The sequence below is a fragment of the Pseudoalteromonas sp. MM1 genome (assembly GCF_030296835.1).
Lineage (GTDB): Bacteria > Pseudomonadota > Gammaproteobacteria > Enterobacterales > Alteromonadaceae > Pseudoalteromonas.
The window spans coordinates 35094-55011 of the sequence record NZ_AP027923.1 but is presented as its reverse complement, the minus strand read 5'-3'; the positions used below and the strand labels follow the sequence as shown (position 1 = coordinate 55011).

Genomic DNA, 19918 nt, shown 5'->3' with positions numbered 1-19918 from the left:
TATATTAAACACAAATTAAAATAAAAAAGCGCGACTAACTCGCCAATAACGGATGACTATGTTTAAAAAACGTATTTTAGCTATTTGCTTAGCAGCCACCTCGCTACCAAGCCTTGCCGACAGTAACAACGATTTAAAAACCATTATTGATAACCATTGGCAAAATGCCAAAACTGAAAAAATATTTTTTCGAACCGACCCAGACGGTTGGAAACCAAACGGCACATTACCAAATTGGAGCGAGCAAGCCATTGCAAAGCGCCAAGCTTATAACAACAGCGTACTAAAAAGCTTAGCCAACATTGACCCAAAAACGCTCAACAAGGATCAGCTAATGAACTACCGCTTATTTAAATATGAGCGAGAAACCGAGCAGCAAAGCTACCTTTATCAAGATAAGTATTTTCCGGTTAATTTTTTAAGTGGCTGGCATACTTACTTTGCAGAAGCGCCCGCTAATATGGCTTTTTTAACAGCTGATGATTACAACGCATTTTTAATCAGCCTTGCCGACTACCCACGCTTTAATCAGCAAAATATTGATTTAATGAAAGAAGGAATAAAAACAGGCTTTACCCATTACTGTAAAACCTTTGAAAATTACAGCCAAAGCATTAGCGCGCACATAGTTAAAAACCCCGAAAACAGCGCCCTTTACGAGCCCTTTACTCGTATACCTAGTACCTTTAGTACAGCACAAAAAGCAAGCTTAAAACAAAAAGCCCAAGCTGTAATTAAAGATAAAGTAATTCCTGCCTATCAGCATTTTTACGACTTTTTTAAGAATGACTATATGCCACATTGTAGAGCGCAGCCTGGTATTGCAAGCGTTGAAGGCGGGCTTGATTACTACAAGTACACGGTTAATTACTACACCACAACAAACGCCACACCTAAACAAATACATGAGTTAGGCCTTAAAGAAGTGGCGCGTATAAAAACGAAAATGCAAAATATTATTGATGAAGTAGGTTTTGATGGCACCTATAGTGAGTTTTTAGAATTTTTAGCAACCGATGAGCAATTTTACGCAAAAGACGCGCAAGACCTGCTAGAAAAAACCGCATTTATAACACAAAAAATGTATGGCAAATTGCCCACTTACTTTGGCCATTTACCGCGTAACACCTTTACTATAAAAGGCTCAGCAAGTCGTGGCGCGTTTTATATGCCACCGGCCGACAACCGCTCACCAGGTACTTACTTTTTAGCCTCAACACCTAAACTGCAACCTTTGTATAATTTAGAAGCACTCAGCCTGCACGAAGCCATACCAGGGCATCATTTACAAAACGCTATTGCTATGGAGCTAAATGTACCCGAATTTAGACGCACACTTAGCCACTCTGCATTTGGCGAAGGTTGGGCACTATACACAGAGCGCTTAGGTAAAGAAGCGGGTTTTTATCAAAGCCCGTACAGTGATTTTGGCCGTTTAGGCTACGAAATGTGGCGTGCAGTGCGCTTAGTGGTTGATACCGGTATTCATGCCTTTGGCTGGAGCCGTCAAAAAGCAATTGATTACCTAGCCAGTCACACGGCATTGCCACAAAGCGCCGTAGAAGATCAGATAGATCGTTATATTTCATGGCCAGGCCAAGCACTCTCTTACAAAATGGGCGAAATAAAAATACGCGAACTGCGTGCAAAAGCCGAAAAAGAACTCGGCCCACAATTTGACATACGCAGCTTTCACGACACCGTTATTGGCCAAGGCTCGCTCCCTATGGCAGTACTTGAAGACGTAATAAACGATTGGATAGCAAAACAAAAATCGGCTATTTAAAACAATACTTCAATAAACTAAGAGGCGGTTTAATAATCGCCTCTTTTTAAACCCTCTTAAACACCTCAAAACTAATCCCTACCCGCTTTTGCTTCGTAAACTTAATGATTACAAAAACCAGAGCAGAAGTATGAGCAAACGCATTTTATATTGGCTACAAAACGATTTACGCCTAGCCGACAACCCCATTTTTAGTGATCTTGCGCTGCAGCAATGTGCGCTTGATATTGTATTTGTTATAAACCCGCACTGGTTTAAAAATAGTAACTACCAACAAAAACCTTACGGCATACATAAGCAGCAGTTTTTAATGCAAAGTTTGTACGAACTACAACAAGCACTTATTGAGCGCGGGCAAACCCTGCATGTGCTTGAAGGCGAACCCGTATCGCTTTTAAAAGCGCGTATAAATGAGCAAAATATTGATGAAGTGGTATACAGCGAGCAATTTGGCCTGTATGAGCAACGCCAAATAAACTTACTCAAAGCACATTGCCCAAATACAAAATTTACAGGGTCGCAGCAAGACACGCTCTATAACCAAAGCGACCTCCCCTTTGAATTAAGCGAATTACCTAAACACTTTACCCCGTTTCGTAAAAAGGTAGAGGCCGCCAATAACTCCATTACACCAACAACTTTGCCAAACGGTTTGCTCCCTCAGCCAATAACTTTATGCGCTAAAAAACCTATAGAACGTATAACAAACAAAGGCGTAATGCATGGCGGGCTTAACAGCGCGCAAGCACATTTAAAACAGTATTTTGCTGGCGCAATGCCAAGTACTTATAAAACGACTCGCAACGAGCTTGATGGCTTTAACAACACCACCAAATTTAGTACTTGGCTTGCCTTTGGCTGTATAAGTGCAAAACAAGTTTACAAAGCCGTAGAAAATTACGAACAAAGCAATACGGCAAACGAGTCGACTTATTGGATTAAATTTGAATTGCTATGGCGAGAGTATTTTAAATGGCACGCACTTAAAGCAGGTAACAGCCTGTTTAGCTTTAAAGGGCAAAAACAAACTAAACCGCTTACTACTTTTACACCTACACGCTTTGCTGCTTGGTGTAATGGCACAACGCCTTATCCGCTTGTAAATGCCATTATGAAAGAGCTAAACACTACGGGTTACATTTCAAACCGAGCAAGGCAAATTGCAGCAAGCTGCTTAGTTAACGAGCTTTGCCTTGATTGGCGATACGGTGCAGCCTACTTTGAACAACAATTGATTGATTACGATGTAGCGGCTAACTGGGGCAACTGGCAATACATAGCCGGTGTAGGGGTAGATCCGCGTGGCGGTCGTCACTTTAATATACAAAAGCAAACTGCGCAGTTTGACTCAAATGGCACTTACACCAATAAATGGCACGGGCACAGTAATAAAACACAGCAGCTCGATCACTTAAACGAAGTAGACTGGCCTATTTAAGCCAATCTAGTTAACCTGAGTTCTGGATAATAAATCTATCTCAAGCAGCTATTTTTAGCGCTAACTGCGTTGAATTTACTTGCAATAGGCCAGCTCTTGACGCGTAAATTCGCCTTGTTTTCCCCAAAAATTTCTAGCTAGAGAGAAACAAGCTTAAATATCGTTATTATTTATAGCGTTTTTAAATCTCTTAACCAGAATTCAGGTTATTCATCCAAAATTTAAAACAGCTGCGCAATGCCCACATTAATGGCAAAGCCACCCAAAGTTAAAAACAAAAACAAACAACCTGCTAATAACAGTGGTTTTATACCTGCTTGGCGAATAGCGCCAACATGTGTACGCAAACCTAAAGCCACCATCGCGATGGTAAGTAATATATTATCAAACCATACAATGGCGCTTGTAGCCACTTGCGGAATTATAGGGAGCGAATGTATCCCACTTGCCGCTATAAATAACACCGCAAACCAAGGGATTGTAATTCCCGATTTATGCTCGCTGCCCTGTGCGTTTATGTTTGCATGCTTTTTACTTTGCCAAAACGATAAGCCTACTAAAAATGGCGCAAGCATCATTACGCGTAGCATTTTTTCTATAACCGCGGTGTCGGCTGCATTGGCGCTTACCGCGGTACCCGCTGCAACCACTTGCGCAACTTCATGAATGGTTGAACCAACAAAAACACCGTATGCGTGCTCACTTAACCCCATATAATCAAACATTATTGGGTAGGCAAACATACTTAACGTGCCAAACACCACAACCGTTGCCACCGCTACCGATACTTTATGCGCTTGTGCTTTTATAACGGGTTCTGTTGCCATTACCGCTGCAGCGCCACAAATAGAGCTACCCGCACCTATTAATATAGTTGTTTGCTCATCAAGCTTAAATACACGTTTGCCAAGTTGAACTGCTAATATAAACGTACCAACAAGCATAACAATGTCGGTTAGTAAGCCACTCCAGCCCACACCCGCTACTTGCGTAAAGGTAATTCTAAACCCAAATAAAATAACGCCTGCTTTAAGTAATATACTTTTAGCGTAATCAACACCTACATCGGTTTGCGTAGCAATGCGCGAAAACACACTGTTGCCCACAATAATGCCAAGCACAATACCAATAGTGAGTGAGCTAAATTGCGCAGTTTGCATTATTTGTAACTTACTTAATGCAACAGATGCCCCCGCTAAAATAACCACCAGCAGCATACCTAGCCACCAGCGAGAGTCACTGTACTGCTTAGTATTAATACCCAAAGGTTGAAACCCATTTTTAATAGCGCTAAGCATACTATTCCCTCAATTAAACAATGTTGATGTGTTGACTTAATTGTAAGAAAGCTCAAAATATAACTCCAATACATTAAAATCATGATTTGATAACTTAAGGTTATACAATTAAGGGTTATGCAATTTAGGGTTATACAATGAACTTACATGCACTTCGGGTGTTTTATACAGTGGCTAAATTGGGTAGTTTTTCAGGCGCAGCCGAGGCGCTTTTTATAAGCCAGCCTGCTGTATCAAAGGCTTTAAAAGAGCTAGAGCATCAGTTAAATATTCAACTTATTGAACGTGCATCTAAAGGTAAAAAGCTCACCTTAAGCGAAGGCGGCCAAGCCTTGTATGATCACGCCCGTAGTATTTTTGCTATAGAAAAAGCCGCCATTGACGATATAAAATCGCGCACGGGGCTTAAGCGCGGCACGCTCGTTATTGGCACCAGCACCACCATTGCCAGCTATTGGCTACCACCCTATTTAGCCAAATTTTGTGCGCAGTACCCGCATATAAAAGTAGAAGTACAAGTGGCTAATACCGCACAAATTGAGCATGCATTACTTGAATGCACTATAGATTTAGCACTGGTTGAAGGCACACCTACCGAGCCGCATATTATTAGTAAGCACTGGCAAAACGATTTAATGAGTGTCGTTATACCGAGCAACTTTAAGCCCACTAAAAACTTAAAAGCATGGTTAAATAAGCAGTTTTGGTTATTACGCGAGCCAGGCTCTGGCACGTTAGAAATGTCGGTAAAGTTATTAGCAGAGCACGGCATACAAGCAGAGCAAAGTATGCAATTAGGCAGCAACGAAGCAATAGCCAGGGCTGTTGCGCAAGGTATGGGCGTTGCTTTATTGCCAAATGTAGTCACAGAAGATTTAGTACAGCTAGGTAAATTAACACGCCTGAGCCAAAAAAATAACGAGCAACTCTCTCGGCCACTGTATCAACTGCATTATAAAGACAGACCGTCTTCACACGCTGCGCAAGCCTTCGAAAAAAGCCTGTTTAGTGAATAGAGGTTCTGTGCTGTAAGTCAGTAAGAGAAAGGTTGTGTGACATTAATCGCTTGTAGTGGTGTTACTTTAATTTATTATATATAAGCCAACTAGTTAAGCCTATTGAAAGTACTAATAAATGTACAACCAATGTTTCACGATTAAATTCACTAAATAGACTAAGTAAAAAAACTGGAAGTATGCTTAAGATTAAAACTACCGGTAATTTAAATAAATTTAACTTTTGGAGTAATAAGCTAATAGGTAATCCGTAAATGAACATTAAAGGATAAAAATAAAATAAACTTCCCATCCCTATTGATATACCAAAACCAACACCTGAAATTAATGAACTAACAGAAGTATAGTTTTCGATACCCGCATACAAATAGCAAAAGCCAAGGACTGGTAATACAATTAAAGGGCTAAGAATCGCAGCAATCAAATTTTTACGTAGGTCCTTAGGCATATTAAGAAATACCACAACGTGCTTGTAAATTAATTCGTTTTTTATTTGCTTTAATTGATATACAAACCATAGCTGAATTCCCATTTTGGCTCAGCCAAAGGAGCCAAACCTCGACTTCACAAGTTAAAATACTCAAGAGCTATACATATACATAACTGCCCACCAGCTAACTTATAAACCTATCAGCTAAACCGGTAAGCTCTCATATTTCCAAGCTCTACTCACAAGCCCTGCGTTAAGTCTTGCGCTAATGTACCTGTTGGTTTTTCAATTACGCGTACTAACTCTTTACCATTTTGTTTAACAACAAACGTAGGCGTGTATTGTAAGTCGTGCGCCTGTGCGATGCCTGCATCATCGCGTTTGTTGTAACCCACAGCCACATAGTCAATGCTTGCAAGTTCTACCTTAGATTCTTCAAGTAACTTAATCAGCTTTGGCACTTCGCGCTGGCTGTCGTGGCACCAAGTGCCAAATAATACAATTAGCTCCTTGCCTGCAAGCTTTTGCATTAGGGCTATATCTTGATCGGTTGGTGCAAACGCTTTGTATTGCTTGTTAAACTTATCGTAATCGCTTAACAGTGCTTGCGTACTTATCTCGCCCGAAAATGGCGCCGTAGCAGCGCAGCTTACAAGCGGCATGCTTAACGCGCATAATAAAATTAATTGTTTAAACATAATGTTAAGGTAACTTTTAAAGTGAGTAATTAAGTTTACTATACTGAATATTACTGAATGTTTACACATTGTTTGCACCTTGTATTTTTATAGTTTGCCCACCTTAATAAAATAATAAGCATGCATACATGAATATAAAACCCTTTATATTTTATTCAGTTATTGCCTCTACTACATTTTTATATGGCTGTGGCGGTACTGAGCAAACAACCGATAGCAGCACAGAGCAAACTGACTCATCATCAACAACCACCTCAACAGGCTTAGTTATTAACGAAATTGTCGCAAGCCCAAGCGATACCACCTACGACTGGATTGAGCTATACGCCACTGAAGATATAGCCGACCTATCGGTATTTTCACTTGTTGATGATAACGCCGACAGAGAGCCTCAAGCTTTACCTGCTGTATCGCTTTCGCAAGGTGAATTTATTGTTATTCAAGCCATTGATGAAACCGACACACCGCCCGATAGCGGTTACTACGTTACCTTTAAACTAGGGAGCGACGATGCGGTTACGTTATATGAGGACGACACTGCGGTGTCTGTACTTGATTGGGAAGAAGGCGAAGCCGCTGAAGGCTTTAGTTATGGCCTATACACCGATGGTACCGGTACAGCGCAAACATTAACGCCAACAGAAGGCGCAGCTAACCAAACTGCCGACACCTCTACACTTGTTACCACACTAATTGCTGAAGATGCGCCACTGCGTATAAACGAAGTAGTAGCAAAAGATAGCAGCGGCGGTGAAGACTGGATAGAGCTTTATGTAACAAGCAGTAGCGATGTTTATTTAGCCGATTACACACTAAGTGATGACAATAACGAGCAATTTGCTCTACCTGATATTACGTTATCGCCTGGTGAGTTTTACCGTATTTACGCAAGCACCGATGATTTAGGCGACCTGCCAAGTGTAGCGTTTAAATTAGGCGCAAGCGATACCGTAAGCCTTTACAGTAACAACGTAATTATAGAACAACTCGCATGGAAAAAAGGCCAAGCACTAAGTGGTTACAGTTATGGCCGCTACCCAGATGGCAGCGATGCAACTGCGGTACTCACTCCAACAGCGCTTAGCTCAAACAGCCAAGCAACCCACGGGCCACTCGTTATTAACGAAGTGGTGGCAAGCGCCGCAGACGATGGCAACGACTGGTTTGAGCTATACAATAACAGCGAAAATACAATTAACTTAGCCAACTACCAAGTTATTGATGAAAGCGACGACATAGACCCAGTAACCCTGCCCGACATAGATTTATACGCAGGCCAATACATTACTATTTATGCCACCGATGAAGATCCAGGTACTTACTACGTACCCTTTAAACTAGGCAAAGAAGACGAGCTAAGCTTAATACTCAACGATGAAGTAATTGACTACATTGATTGGGACGAAAGCGATGTAACCACAGGTTTTAGTTACGGCCTAAGTAATAGTACCGGCTTTACTCATGCGTTTTTAACACCGACTCCAAGCAGTGAAAATACCGTTGCAACCGCCTTTACACCTACGGCCGTTAATACGCTTTCTATTACAATTACCGACGAAAACTGGCAAGACATTCTAGATAACCCACTTGATGAGGAATATCACGAAACCGCTATTACCTTTAACGGGGTAACACTCGATAGCGTAGCCATTCGCACAAAAGGCGGCTCAAGCTTAAGCAGCGTTGCCAACTCAAGCAGCGACCGTTACAGCTTTAAGGTTGATATTAACGAATATGTGTCGGGGCAAACGTTTTTTGGGCTAAAAAAATTCACACTACAAAACTCGTTTAACGACCCGTCGTACATGCGTGAAGTAATTGCCTACAACCTAATGGACGAAATGGGTGTACCTACCCCTGAGCATGCTTACGTTAACTTTTATGTAAACGGCGAACTATTTGGTTTGTACTTAATGGTAGAAGCCGTAGATGGCGAATTTATTGAAAAACACTTTGCCAACAGTAACGGCGATTTATACAAGCCAGATGGCACAGGCAGCGATTTACTATGGCTAGGTGACGACATACAAAGCTACACCGATATAAACCTACAAACCAACGAAGAAACCACCGATAACGGCGCATTTATTAACTTTGTAGAGTCGCTCGATAACGGCGAAACCAGCGCCATAGAGGTAGACACGCTGCTGCGTTATATGTCGGTAAGTACTTCGCTTTCTAATTTAGATAGCTACCACGGGCCGCTTGCACATAACTATTATATTTACGATGACGATGGCGTATTTAGCATTTTGCCGTGGGATTTTAACGAGTCATTCGGCACATTTAACATGGATTGTAATAGCGTAGATGTAAGAGAGCTCTACATTGATGAGCCTGTAAGCGGCGCATTAAGCGAGCGCCCATTAATTGCTAATGTATTTGCCGAGCAAAGCAACCTTGATGTGTACCACAGTTACTTAACACAGCTTATTAATGGCTCACTTTCAAGCGACACATTTAACGCACGCGTCAATGAAATAGCCGACCTAATTCGTGAGCACGTACAAAACGACCCAACCAGCTTTTATGGCTCAACCTACTTTGAGCAAAACCTTACCTCTACAACGGGGCAGTTTTACGGCTTAACGTCTTTTATGGAGTATCGCGTAGCAAATATGGCCGCGCAGCTCGATGGCACATTGCCCTCAGCGGGTGATGGCAGCGGATTTTGCTCTAGATAAACAACCCATCCTACATGCGGTGTCAGCACGCTGGCACTGCACTCTATTACTTTGCAATTTAATAATCTGAGAAAATTATGACAATTCAAGCACGTTTTAAGGATGAACTTTTTGAAAAGGACGCTTCAATCTCACCTGTAGCAATTACTGCTATAAACACTAAAAATAAGCAGGCTCAGCCTGAAAAACCAGATGCGCTAGGCTCATTAACAAGCTTAATTAACGAGTTGCTCGCCCCGTTTGAAGGTTACGGATTAAACGATCTTAATAATGCTAATTTAATGAACCGTGTAGATAGCAAGTTTATGCTACCACTGTCTTTTTTACCTGAGCTACTTACTCATATACAAGGCCAGTATCGGGTACTTGATATACAAGGTAAGCGTTTATTTTCTTACTATAATCAGTACTTTGATACGCCCGAACTTGATTTATATAAAGCCCACCATAACGGTAAGCTTAATCGCTACAAAGTACGCCAAAGGCGCTACGTTGATACCGCCACCGAATACCTAGAAGTAAAACTAAAAAACAACCAAAGCCGCACAGTAAAAACGCGTATAAAGCTCGCGCAAACTAACAACCAGCAAGCTAACAGCACGGCGTTTATTAAAGAGCAAATGAAAAACAACTTTGCACATTTAAATGTAACCCAGCAAAGCGGCTATAACCGCATAGCCCTAGCCAACGAAGAAAAAGCAGAGCGCTTAACGCTTGATTTTAACCTGTGGTACAACCCCCCAAAAGGCGATAACAAAATAACCTTACCGGGCTTTTTTATTGCCGAGCTTAAGCAAAATAAAAAAACAAAACACTCGCCATTTTATAAGCTTATGAGCAAACACCACATATTTCCGGCCTCGTTTAGTAAATACTGCATTGGCTGTGCTTTGCTCTACCCTGAGCGCTTAAAAGTAAACCGCTTTAAACCTGTTTTAGCCCGTTTAAAACACCTTAACCGCACTAACCCGCTTTTACCTTTAGAGAATAATTAAAATGACAAAATTAGATCTTATTTTTCTTTCCCGCTTTTTAGTAAACATCCTATCGCTGGCTGTACTTTGCTATGGCTGTTACTTTCGGATTAGTAAAAATGCAGTGGTGGCAGGCTCGTTTATTTTATTTGGCGTAGGCGTTTTTATTATTACCTTTTTGCTGCACGGCGTTGATATGTCGATGGAATTTGCATTTGGCCTATTTGCTGTATTTACCATGCTAAGGTACCGCACTGAGTCTATTTCGATTAAAGAGATGACCTACCTATTCCTCGTTACCGCCATTGCATTACTTACCTCTGTAGGGCAAATGAGCCTAATTGAGCTAAGCATGCTTAATGGCATAATTTGCTTAATTGCCTTTTTGATTGACTCAAGCGTATTTGTAAAACGCTACGAAGTACAAAGCGTTTGCTACGAGCGCATAGAAAACATAACCCCGCAAAACCAAGCCACACTAATCGATGATTTAAAACAGCGCACGGGCCTAAACGTCGTTGCCGTAGATATAGAACACATCGACTTTTTAAGAGACGTAGCGCAACTAAAAGTAAGTTACTTAGCCGAAAAACAAACAAAGGCAGCCTAACATGACCTCTAAACAAACGATTACCTATGCGGCACTTTCAGCTCTTTGCCTTGTTAGTAACGCAACATTTGCCAAAATTAACGACGACATAGACCTAAGCGGCTATATCATGCTCGACTACAACAAGTTTGATACCTCTTTGTTAGAGGGGCAATACGACAGCAACAGCTCAGAAAGTGCCTCAGAAATACGCCGCGCACGCCTAAGTTTTAAATCAGACATAAGCAAAGACTGGAAAAGTAAATTTCAACTTGGCTTTGCCGATGGCGAAACCGAAATAAAAGACGCCTATTTAAAATACTCTGGCTGGAAATATGCCGATTTAACCCTAGGTCAACAAAAAGAAGGGTTTGGCCTAGAAAAACTAACCAGCTCTCGTAATTTATTAATGCTTGAACGCAGCATGATAAGTGAAGCGTTTTCGCCAGGGCGTAGTTTAGGTATTAGCCTATCGGGAGACATAGCCTCAGTAAATTGGCAACTAGGTTATTACGAGCCCGATGAAAACGAAGCAACGTCTGCTATTACAGGGCGTTTAGCTTGGGTGCCATGGCAGCAAGATACTAACCTTTTACACCTTGGGGTTGCATTTAGTGAAAGGCAGTATGATGGCAACGAATTTAGAGTAAATGAACCACTTGAAGTTTATACCGCCGACTCATTAATAGAAGGCGATAAAATTAATGCCGATAGCCTTTCGCAACAAGGCTTAGAGCTACTATGGCTAAAAGACAGATTTACCATGATGGCCGAGTGGCAACAAGCACAAGTAACCAGTATTGAAAATACAACTAACGATTACGAAGGCGGCTATTTGCAATTTGGTTATCAGCTATCAGGCGGATACCGCAAGTATAAAAACGCAAAACTAGGCGCAAGCTCAGAGCCAGGCTGGGAAATTACAGGCCGCTATAGCTTACTTAAGCTCAAGCAAGAAAACCAAGACGCTAAAACCTACGCCCTTGGCGTTAACTACACCGTAAACAAAAACATAAAATTTATGGCCGACTACATTAAAGCCGACTACTTTGAGGCTGGCGGTACTATCACATCGGGTAATGCAATCTCATTAAGGCTGCAATATTCGTTTTAATGCGCTTTAGTGTTTAGCCCCTGTGTTACACGTTACGTTTAACACAGGGCTATTTTAATAGCGCTGTTATAAACAATATTATTACACAGTCTCTGAAAGTTACTTATCAAGCTGGAACTTACTCCACTAGCTTTAAAGTACTAATTACAGTGAAACTTAGTGAATAAAAGATGGGCCATGGGCTAATACAGGCAGCTATCGATAAACTAAACTTGCAAACGGGTTTAGGGGAAAAGTAAAAACTTTTAAAAAAGTGTACTGAGGGCGAACTCGCCTTGCCTAATGTTAAAACCAATGCATAGTAAAAACGCTGCCCATGCCGAATCATTCTTAATTGCTTTGTTAGCTGCGTTTAGAAATTGGCAATACTTCTGGTGTTTCAGTATCTAGCATTTCCAAAACGCTTTTAAAACTATGTATAGGTGACCACCCTAATTTCTCACATGCAGACGATGAATCATATACGCGATCCAATCTCTGGGGTAGTTGCCAATTTCTTTGTTTAAATGCTAGGGCGATGTCAGGACATTGACGCTCGATGACAGATGCAGCATCAGTATATAGAGCTTCACAATCAGAAAGTTGAAAAGGTGTAGCGCCTGAGATTATAAAACGATTAAAACCACTTAAGCGTTTTTCCACAGAACATAAATGTGCGTTTGCTACATCGCGAGCATCTATGCCACGAGTAAGGCGAAATACTGCCATTAAATCCGCAGGTTCAGGAAAGCATCTCGACATTTGCAGCACAGTAACTGGAAGCTGAAACAACTTTGAAATTTCTTCTAGCTTAGCTTCAGCCGCAATTTTACTTTTATGATAAATCGACTTGGGTTGAGGAGTAACGTCTTCATTAACCCAACCTGCAATACCTTTAGGTGTCGAAGCATAGCCGTACAATGCAGTAGTGCTGGTAAAAATAAAGTGCTTAATACCTGCTTTTAATCCAGCCAGGGCAAGTTTTTCGGTCGCGCCTACGTTGATAGATTGAAACGCTGAATCAGGTACTAAACCAACATGGGGAGCATGAAGAGCCGCTGTATGAATGACGGCATCAACATTTTTAAGAGCCCGATCAATCAAATCACTATCAAGAATATCGCCAATGTAATCAGTTGTTGAGCAAGGCGTTTTATCAATGCCGACCACGTCATGGGTGCGCATTAATTTAATATAGATTGCACGCCCGACTCTACCCGCAGAGCCTGTTACTAAAATTCTCACTATGACACCTTACTAATGATTGACCTCAAAGCAGCTAACGCCACCAACAAATCTGTCAGAGTGCATAGCGAACGATATTGCTTGGCCTTGTTATATGCGTACATTGCTATTTTGGCTTTCTCAGGATTTTCTCCATTGCTTTTCCTTTGGCAAGTTCATCTACTAACTTGTCTAGATACCTTACTTGCTGAGTCAAAGGCGTTTTAATGCCTTCAACTTTATAACCACAGATTTTTCCTGTTATTAGTTTTGCATTTGGATTGAGCGTCGCCTTTGCAAAAAACTCTGTAAATGTGACCTGACTATCTATCATTGTTTGCAGGACTGTCTTGTTGTACCCCGTAAGCCATAAAATCACTTCCTGAAGCTCTTCTTCACTTCGATTTTTTCGCTCTATTTTTGCAACGTACAAAGGGTAAATGTCTGCAAAAACCATGCGTGCAATTTGCTCATCTTGTTTTTGTGCGTCTTCCATTTTAAATCCTTACCCTCATCTTCATTGCATATACCGAGCCCGTAGATTAACTCGTTTTTTATTTATTTTTATTGATAAATAGACCATAGCTGAGTTCCTATTTTGGTTCAATTGATTACTGTATTTTTACACAGAATATAGAAGTGTTTGATATTGTTTTAATTGGTTTTTTGGAAGGAATTACGGGGGTTGAAGTGGCTTTATTTTAGGTTAAAAGGGCTTTCTCTTCTTAATGCATCGTGTTTCGCAGTTTTTATATATTATGAACAAGGCAATGTTTGCCGCGCCCGTTTTGTCGTTGTTATACCACGCGTCAAATCCCAATAAATCGATTTTATTTTCGACAATTTAACAAAGGGCATATTCAAATGTGCCAGGCAAAATTTGCTCAGCGAAATTGATAGGAATGAATTTATTTTTGACAGGATAAGTCAGGCTTATAGTTAGCCATAACAGTTTACCGTGGGTGAATAATATCTATTAGATCACAGTGAATAGATGGATTCAAGGTTAAAAGCAACAAAGAATAGTAGGATACCTTCCTAAAAAGAGTAATTCTACAGCCTCAACTTTTCAATAACGGGCACAGGCACATAGGGCATAATGGCGAAGCCACCCTGCGTGTAGGCGTCCCAGCGAACGAAGTGAGCGAGTTGTTATATGCGTGCCTATTACAACACATGGACGTCGTTGATAGTTGCTACATAAAATCCATTACCTTGCGGGATAAACTCAAACTCCACGGTTAAATCCGTAATCTCACTATTAGACGGAAGATAAAAACCAAAAATTAGGTTTCCAGATTCGGTTTCAAAATATTCAGGAAAACATTTGGAAAGGTCTTCATTATGGAATGTTACTGGCGATGTATTGTTGTAATATTCCTGTACAGCAAACATTAATTTGGCTTCAGTCCAAGTTTCTCCGTAGCTGTTTGGACAATCCAATAGTTTCTGGGCTTCGTTGAACTTTTGTAGAGAGAGCAGCCTTAACCAATTCTGACAGTAAGACTTTACATACACTTCTTTGTTTTGTTCAGCGATAGATAGCATGAATTCCTCAAAACCAACATTTTAGTATTTATGCGACACGCTGTTTGTGTTGCATGATCGCTTGTTGGACTGAGCCGCTACCTGCTCGGTGTGTCAGAGTTGGTGTTGTTTATGCTATGGGAATTTGCTTTTTGGAGGCTCTCACTTTCCTCGCTGATTTAATCAGCTAAGCTAGTGTTATGTAAACTTTCCCTGCATTGCTCAGTGCTTATTATGTATTCATTACACCTAAATTTTCCTTAATAAGCAATTATATTTTTTACACGTACAGGGGCCGCTAGCCTGAGCAGTTAAGCAGGTTAACTCATTGATTTTAAGCAGCTACCTAGCTGCTAACTCGTTCGCTCTACTTTGGTCTCAATGAGCGGTTATCGCTCATAGCCGACTTACTACATATTTAATGTCAGGTAGCTTGACTTTCAGGACACTCCTTTAATATGTGTTACTAGAATAAACCGCTATCCATACATTATTAAATCAAAAAAGATAAGTATGAATATTTATTTAGGATCTCTACTTGGTGTTTTAATTAGTTTAAGCCTAAAAACCAAACTCTATTCCCTATGAAGAAAGGTCTATGAGAAAAACCCAAAAAAGGAACAACACCCCACCGCTATAGGCCTTGCCACATATGGCTCTTTATTCAAGATGTGTGACAAACTATTCCAAAGTTGAATGAGAAAGAACAATAAAGATCCTTTTTTGATCAAAAAAAAAGCGATTATCCGATTAAGTGCAACTTGTCATAAAACTGCAATCAAAATAGGTGATAATTTAAACTCGAACTGTATTTTTTATAATCTAAGAAGTTGAAGTAAATGAGCACACCAATGACGCAACTCACATTTGCGTTACAGTCTTTTGAAGATCCTCTCTCTGCGGCGATGGGCCACACAATGGAATACGAGCAGTTAACCTTGCAAGCCAGTGCTATGCATGAAATAACGCTGCAATGCGTATTGCCTGACGACGCCCACGAAAACGATATTATTTCGTTGAGCGCAACGTATCCTAGTGCGCGTGATGCACAATATTTTACTGAAAAAACATTGAATAATGCCGATTTAGAACGCGGTTATGTGTATTTAACATTAAGTAAAATTACCCAAAGCCACTGCTTAGTAATGCAATTAATGCTGCATGGCTTAAACACCACTTTAAAAAATAGTTTACAGTTTGATATGCAAGTAAATGCGTTTGAGGCTGGTTATAAAAATCAGCAAGCCCTTAAAAGCAAAACTAAGCCCCATGGCGTTAAAAAATACTTTCGTAATATGAGCTCAAGTTTATTTTCGTTTTTTTAGTGTGTTGGTATACGAACTTATAAAAGCTTAATCTGCAAAACTTACTTTACCCATAGTAACTCCAGCAATACCCTGCGCAGTGTTATTTAGGTGTTGCTGCTCACCGGCTAGGCATTCGTTGGCTAAAATAGCAAATAGTACGGCTTCTTTGGCATCGGGGTTTATGCCTAAATCATCAGTATTTTTAAACGCTTTTATACTTGGGCACAGCGCATTAAGATGCGCCATTAATAACGGGTTATGAATACCGCCACCACTTGCGTACACCACACACTCGTTAGCACTTTGCGCGCATTCATTTAATGCATTTGCAATTGCCGCCGCGCTAAACATATTTAAAGTTGCCATTACATCTTCATGGCTTAAGTGCTGTGTATTTGTTTGCAGCTGAGCAGCATGCAAATACGCTAAATTAAATACCTCAGGCCCCGTTGTTTTAGGCAGCGCAAGCTTAAAAAACGCGTTACTACACAATGCATTTAATAAGAGTGAATTAACCTCGCCAGCTCTAGCTATTTTAGCGCCATCATCAAAGTGCATGCCTTTAAAATTCTGCTGTACGTACGCATCCATAATGGTGTTACCTGGGCCTATGTCGCTACTAAATACGCTATTTGCATCACCGCTTTTAGGTAAAAACGTTAAATTAGCAATACCACCCATGTTTAATAAAATGCGGTTCTCATTGGGGTTTGCAAAAAATAAGTAATCACCATATACCGCAAGCGGTGCACCTTCGCCCCCTGCTGCTATGTGCTTTTGCCTAAAATCACCAATTGTTGTTATACCGGTAGTAACGGCTATTTGGTCGCTATCGCCAATTTGTAGTGTGCCATTAGTAAAGCTTTTATGATTATGCTGCGACTGTGGGCAGTGGTAAATTGTTTGCCCGTGGCTGGCTATTACATCAATACTTGCCGGATTTACCTGCCAAGTATGTAAGCACTGATTAACCATATCGCCATGGAGTTTACCAACCCACGGGTGCAGTAAGGTTACTAATTCTAAATCGCACTCTCGTTTAGCAAATACCTGCTTTATTTTAGTTTTATACTCGTTGTTATACTCAACGGTGGTAAAGTTTAAAACTTCAATTTGAGTATTTATACCCGCCCCCGTTACTTTACACAGTGCTACATCGAGCCCATCTAGCGAGGTACCGCTCATTAAACCTATAATTAAACGGCTTGGCTTTTGGGCGCTATTATAAAGGGCGGCTATGTGTGGGTGCATAAAGGTATCTTAAACAGGTATCATATTTTGCTTATATTAGAGTACTTTAAAACAAAGTTATAGGCGTAAACGGTTAATCTTTGAGATTGTGCAATCCCTAATTGCTTGCTAAGTTGCCCCGTATACACCACACACTTAATTAAAACAATGATCACCCTAAGAGACTTTAAACCACAAGACGCGCCACACATTATTAATACCTTAAACGATGAACAGGTTACGCGTTTTCTATCGTCTAAAATTCCGTTCCCGTATACGCAAGCCGACGCGGATTGGTGGATAAACCAAGGCTCTAAAAACGGCATTATTAAGGCCATTATTGTAAATGAGCAATTTGCAGGGTGTATTGGTATCACCCCCGGAGAATTTGAATATAGCCGCAGTGGCGAAATAGGCTATTGGCTTAATAGCCACTTTTGGGGGCAAGGAGTAATGAGCCAAGCTATTTTGCAAATTTGCGATGATGCATTTAAAAGCTCAAACCTAAACCGCATTTTTGGCGCTGTATTTACTGGCAATACAGGCTCTATAAAGGCACTGACTAAATGCGGCTTTGAAGCCGAAGCCATACTAAAACAAGCTATTTATAAAGACGGTGTATTTTACGATAGCCATATTTTTAGCAAGCTAAAATAAACCATTTAGAATAAATACTCTGTAAAGGTTGAATTAACAGCCCCCCGCCCAAAACTCCTGTTATAAGGTACAAATTTGTACATATTTATACTACTTAGCGCGCATTATTGTTTATGCCAATCAGGTTATTAAACGCATAAACATTCGTTAAGTGGGTTAACCCAAAAGGAGATTTTTATGTCTGCAACTAGTCGTCAACTTACTTTAGCATCACGCCCACATGGCGCCCCTACCGATGAAAACTTTGAACTTAAAACAGTAGAGTTACCAGCGCTTAAAGATGGCGAGGTGCTGCTACGCACTATTTACCTATCACTTGACCCATACATGCGTGGCCGCATGAGCGATGCAAAGTCGTATGCCGATCCGGTTAATGTAGGCGATGTAATGGTAGGCGCTACCGTATGCCAAGTAGAAGAGTCTAAAAACGATAAATTTAACGAAGGTGAATGGGTACTTGCCTACACCGGTTGGCAAGACTACGCCATCACTAACGGCGAAGGCTTAATGCAATTAGGTAAAGAGCCAGAGAATCCTTCGTACGCACTGGGTATTATGGGTATGCCAGGATTTACAGCCTACATGGGTTTACTTGATATTGGCGCACCTAAAGAAGGCGAAACGGTAGTAGTAGCCGCAGCAACGGGGCCCGTTGGTGCAACAGTTGGTCAAATAGCTAAAATTAAAGGCTGTAAAGTGGTAGGCGTTGCTGGTGGCAGCGAAAAATGTGCCCATGCCGTTGAAAAGCTAGGCTTTGATGCCTGTATTGACCACAAAGCCGATGACTTTGCAGAGCAACTAGAAAAAGCGTGTGATAACGGCATAGATGTTTATTACGAAAATGTGGGCGGCAAAGTGTTTGACGCCGTATTACCCCTACTTAATACCGCAGCACGTGTACCGCTGTGTGGTTTAGTATCGCAGTATAACGCAACAAGCTTACCAGAGGGGCCTGATCGTATGGGTATGCTAATGGGGCAATTGCTTACTAAGCGTATTAAAATGCAAGGCTTTATAATTTTTGACGATTACGGCCACCGCTACGACGAATTTGCACAAGACATGCAAAAATGGCTACGCGATGGCAAAGTACAATACCGCGAGCACATGGTAGAAGGTATAGAAAACACCATAAGCGCATTTAACGACATGCTTAGTGGTAAAAACTTTGGCAAAACCGTTGTTAAAATTAACGAGCCTCTTTAAATTTTACAAAGCGTTACTGCACATGCAGTAACGCCAACAAGGACTGACATGATAAAACTACACCATTTAAATAAATCGCGTTCTAAACGTATTATTTGGCTTTTAGAAGAGCTAGATGTTGATTACGAAATTGTTGCCTACCAACGCAATACAGAAACCTTTTTAGCGCCTGACGAACTTAAAAAAGTGCACCAATTAGGTAAGTCGCCAGTGATTGAAGACGATGGTTTAATTGTTACTGAATCTGGCGCCATTACCGATTACTTAATTACTAAATACGGTAACGGAAAATTTGCGCCAAATGCTGGCACTGCTGAATATGTAGATTATCAACAATGGTTACACTTTGCTGAAAGCTCAGCTATTTTGCCACTACTACTTAAAATGTTTGTTTTAAAGGATGGCGCTAAAACAACCTTTCTAGAAAATTACGCTGACGCAGAAACCGTAAAAGTAATTAGCTACTTTAACGACCGACTACAAGGTAAGCGTTACTTAGTAGGCGACACCCTTACCGGTGCCGATATTATGATGTCGTTTATTGTAGAAATAGTTAAAAACTCAGGCCAACTTGCCCACTTTAAACACCTTGTAAAGTACGATGAGCAATTACAAAGCCACGAGAAGTTTCATACTGCTAATGAGTTAGAAGCTAAATACGATTAAGTACAAAACACAGATAAACCAAAGGGGCTTTTAAGCCCCTTTTTTAATGCATCTGCTTTAATAATTCCCAACCAATCCACTCCTTCCAATAAAAT

18 protein-coding genes are annotated in these 19918 nt (G+C 40.8%); 11 read left to right on the top strand and 7 right to left on the bottom strand.

Going from position 1 to position 19918, the window contains the following annotated elements:
- Positions 1–58: 58 nt before the first annotated feature.
- Together QUE46_RS16880 and QUE46_RS16875 are read left to right on the top strand one after the other, a co-directional pair.
- Positions 59–1786, top strand: a complete 1728-nt coding sequence (locus QUE46_RS16880; RefSeq protein WP_286248704.1) for a DUF885 family protein — start codon at positions 59–61, stop codon at positions 1784–1786.
- Between the two features lie 130 nt (positions 1787–1916).
- Entirely contained in the window at positions 1917–3224 is a 1308-nt protein-coding gene (locus tag QUE46_RS16875; protein ID WP_286248703.1) for a DASH family cryptochrome, read from the top strand.
- Positions 3225–3445: 221 nt separating this feature from the next.
- Here the strand turns inward: QUE46_RS16875 and QUE46_RS16870 are convergent, their stop codons facing one another.
- Positions 3446–4522 (bottom strand): YeiH family protein, encoded by a 1077-nt coding sequence (locus tag QUE46_RS16870; protein WP_286248701.1) that lies wholly within the window; start codon positions 4520–4522, stop codon positions 3446–3448.
- 137 nt (positions 4523–4659) lie between these two features.
- Here QUE46_RS16870 and QUE46_RS16865 point away from each other — a divergent pair, with 137 nt between their 5' ends.
- Positions 4660–5538, top strand: a complete 879-nt coding sequence (locus tag QUE46_RS16865; RefSeq protein ID WP_286248700.1) for a LysR family transcriptional regulator — start codon at positions 4660–4662, stop codon at positions 5536–5538.
- Positions 5539–5599: 61 nt separating this feature from the next.
- Here QUE46_RS16865 and QUE46_RS16860 read toward each other — a convergent pair whose 3' ends face one another.
- Positions 5600–6070 (bottom strand): hypothetical protein, encoded by a 471-nt coding sequence (locus QUE46_RS16860; protein ID WP_286248699.1) that lies wholly within the window; start codon positions 6068–6070, stop codon positions 5600–5602.
- Between the two features lie 137 nt (positions 6071–6207).
- The gene (locus QUE46_RS16855; protein WP_286248697.1) at positions 6208–6666 is read right to left on the bottom strand and encodes a thioredoxin family protein; all 459 of its coding nucleotides are present in this window, start codon (positions 6664–6666) and stop codon (positions 6208–6210) included.
- Between the two features lie 128 nt (positions 6667–6794).
- Here QUE46_RS16855 and QUE46_RS16850 point away from each other — a divergent pair, with 128 nt between their 5' ends.
- The 4 genes from QUE46_RS16850 (at position 6795) to QUE46_RS16835 (ending at position 12027) form a co-directional block, all read left to right on the top strand.
- Positions 6795–9350 carry a CotH kinase family protein gene (locus QUE46_RS16850; RefSeq protein ID WP_286248695.1) on the top strand — a complete coding sequence of 852 codons (2556 nt, stop codon included), beginning with the start codon at positions 6795–6797 and terminating at the stop codon, positions 9348–9350.
- A 77-nt stretch (positions 9351–9427) separates the two neighbouring features.
- Positions 9428–10345: a polyphosphate polymerase domain-containing protein gene (locus QUE46_RS16845; protein WP_286248693.1), complete on the top strand. Its 918-nt coding sequence runs from the start codon at positions 9428–9430 to the stop codon at positions 10343–10345.
- A 1-nt stretch (position 10346) separates the two neighbouring features.
- Complete coding sequence (locus QUE46_RS16840; RefSeq protein WP_286248690.1) at positions 10347–10934, top strand: DUF4956 domain-containing protein; 588 nt, start codon at positions 10347–10349, stop codon at positions 10932–10934.
- 1 nt (position 10935) lies between these two features.
- Positions 10936–12027, top strand: a complete 1092-nt coding sequence (locus QUE46_RS16835) for an OprO/OprP family phosphate-selective porin (RefSeq protein WP_286248688.1) — start codon at positions 10936–10938, stop codon at positions 12025–12027.
- A gap of 342 nt (positions 12028–12369) precedes the next feature.
- On the opposite strand, the gene QUE46_RS16830 is transcribed toward QUE46_RS16835, so the two are convergent.
- The 3 genes from QUE46_RS16830 to QUE46_RS16820 all read right to left on the bottom strand — a co-directional run bounded on the left by QUE46_RS16830 (position 12370) and on the right by QUE46_RS16820 (position 14778).
- A complete protein-coding gene (locus QUE46_RS16830) occupies positions 12370–13251 on the bottom strand; it encodes an NAD(P)-dependent oxidoreductase (RefSeq protein ID WP_286248686.1) in 882 nt (293 codons plus the stop codon).
- Positions 13252–13357: 106 nt separating this feature from the next.
- Positions 13358–13726 (bottom strand): DUF2200 domain-containing protein, encoded by a 369-nt coding sequence (locus tag QUE46_RS16825; RefSeq protein WP_286248684.1) that lies wholly within the window; start codon positions 13724–13726, stop codon positions 13358–13360.
- 671 nt (positions 13727–14397) lie between these two features.
- Complete coding sequence (locus tag QUE46_RS16820) at positions 14398–14778, bottom strand: hypothetical protein (protein ID WP_286248682.1); 381 nt, start codon at positions 14776–14778, stop codon at positions 14398–14400.
- An 818-nt stretch (positions 14779–15596) separates the two neighbouring features.
- Here QUE46_RS16820 and QUE46_RS16815 point away from each other — a divergent pair.
- A complete protein-coding gene (locus QUE46_RS16815; protein ID WP_286248681.1) occupies positions 15597–16082 on the top strand; it encodes a hypothetical protein in 486 nt (161 codons plus the stop codon).
- A 27-nt stretch (positions 16083–16109) separates the two neighbouring features.
- Here the strand turns inward: QUE46_RS16815 and QUE46_RS16810 are convergent, their stop codons facing one another.
- Positions 16110–17315 (bottom strand): anhydro-N-acetylmuramic acid kinase, encoded by a 1206-nt coding sequence (locus tag QUE46_RS16810; RefSeq protein WP_286248679.1) that lies wholly within the window; start codon positions 17313–17315, stop codon positions 16110–16112.
- Between the two features lie 147 nt (positions 17316–17462).
- Between QUE46_RS16810 and QUE46_RS16805 the strand changes: the two genes are divergently transcribed.
- The 3 genes from QUE46_RS16805 to QUE46_RS16795 all read left to right on the top strand — a co-directional run bounded on the left by QUE46_RS16805 (position 17463) and on the right by QUE46_RS16795 (position 19823).
- Positions 17463–17951: a GNAT family N-acetyltransferase gene (locus tag QUE46_RS16805; protein WP_286248677.1), complete on the top strand. Its 489-nt coding sequence runs from the start codon at positions 17463–17465 to the stop codon at positions 17949–17951.
- Between the two features lie 177 nt (positions 17952–18128).
- On the top strand, positions 18129–19157 hold the full coding sequence (locus QUE46_RS16800) for an NADP-dependent oxidoreductase (RefSeq protein ID WP_286248673.1): 1029 nt from the start codon (positions 18129–18131) through the stop codon (positions 19155–19157).
- Positions 19158–19205: 48 nt separating this feature from the next.
- On the top strand, positions 19206–19823 hold the full coding sequence (locus tag QUE46_RS16795; RefSeq protein WP_286248672.1) for a glutathione S-transferase family protein: 618 nt from the start codon (positions 19206–19208) through the stop codon (positions 19821–19823).
- The last annotated feature ends 95 nt before the right edge of the window (positions 19824–19918 follow it).

What these genes read in the sequence shown, in the direction of transcription:
- QUE46_RS16880 (WP_286248704.1), top strand. Translation starts at nt 59, where the DNA reads ATGTTTAAAAAACGTATTTTAGCTATTTGCTTAGCAGCCACCTCGCTA.
- QUE46_RS16875 (WP_286248703.1), top strand. Translation starts at nt 1,917, where the DNA reads ATGAGCAAACGCATTTTATATTGGCTACAAAACGATTTACGCCTAGCC.
- QUE46_RS16870 (WP_286248701.1), bottom strand. Translation starts at nt 4,522, where the DNA reads ATGCTTAGCGCTATTAAAAATGGGTTTCAACCTTTGGGTATTAATACT.
- QUE46_RS16865 (WP_286248700.1), top strand. Translation starts at nt 4,660, where the DNA reads ATGAACTTACATGCACTTCGGGTGTTTTATACAGTGGCTAAATTGGGT.
- QUE46_RS16860 (WP_286248699.1), bottom strand. Translation starts at nt 6,070, where the DNA reads ATGGGAATTCAGCTATGGTTTGTATATCAATTAAAGCAAATAAAAAAC.
- QUE46_RS16855 (WP_286248697.1), bottom strand. Translation starts at nt 6,666, where the DNA reads ATGTTTAAACAATTAATTTTATTATGCGCGTTAAGCATGCCGCTTGTA.
- QUE46_RS16850 (WP_286248695.1), top strand. Translation starts at nt 6,795, where the DNA reads ATGAATATAAAACCCTTTATATTTTATTCAGTTATTGCCTCTACTACA.
- QUE46_RS16845 (WP_286248693.1), top strand. Translation starts at nt 9,428, where the DNA reads ATGACAATTCAAGCACGTTTTAAGGATGAACTTTTTGAAAAGGACGCT.
- QUE46_RS16840 (WP_286248690.1), top strand. Translation starts at nt 10,347, where the DNA reads ATGACAAAATTAGATCTTATTTTTCTTTCCCGCTTTTTAGTAAACATC.
- QUE46_RS16835 (WP_286248688.1), top strand. Translation starts at nt 10,936, where the DNA reads ATGACCTCTAAACAAACGATTACCTATGCGGCACTTTCAGCTCTTTGC.
- QUE46_RS16825 (WP_286248684.1), bottom strand. Translation starts at nt 13,726, where the DNA reads ATGGAAGACGCACAAAAACAAGATGAGCAAATTGCACGCATGGTTTTT.
- QUE46_RS16820 (WP_286248682.1), bottom strand. Translation starts at nt 14,778, where the DNA reads ATGCTATCTATCGCTGAACAAAACAAAGAAGTGTATGTAAAGTCTTAC.
- QUE46_RS16815 (WP_286248681.1), top strand. Translation starts at nt 15,597, where the DNA reads ATGAGCACACCAATGACGCAACTCACATTTGCGTTACAGTCTTTTGAA.
- QUE46_RS16810 (WP_286248679.1), bottom strand. Translation starts at nt 17,315, where the DNA reads ATGCACCCACACATAGCCGCCCTTTATAATAGCGCCCAAAAGCCAAGC.
- QUE46_RS16805 (WP_286248677.1), top strand. Translation starts at nt 17,463, where the DNA reads ATGATCACCCTAAGAGACTTTAAACCACAAGACGCGCCACACATTATT.
- QUE46_RS16800 (WP_286248673.1), top strand. Translation starts at nt 18,129, where the DNA reads ATGTCTGCAACTAGTCGTCAACTTACTTTAGCATCACGCCCACATGGC.
- QUE46_RS16795 (WP_286248672.1), top strand. Translation starts at nt 19,206, where the DNA reads ATGATAAAACTACACCATTTAAATAAATCGCGTTCTAAACGTATTATT.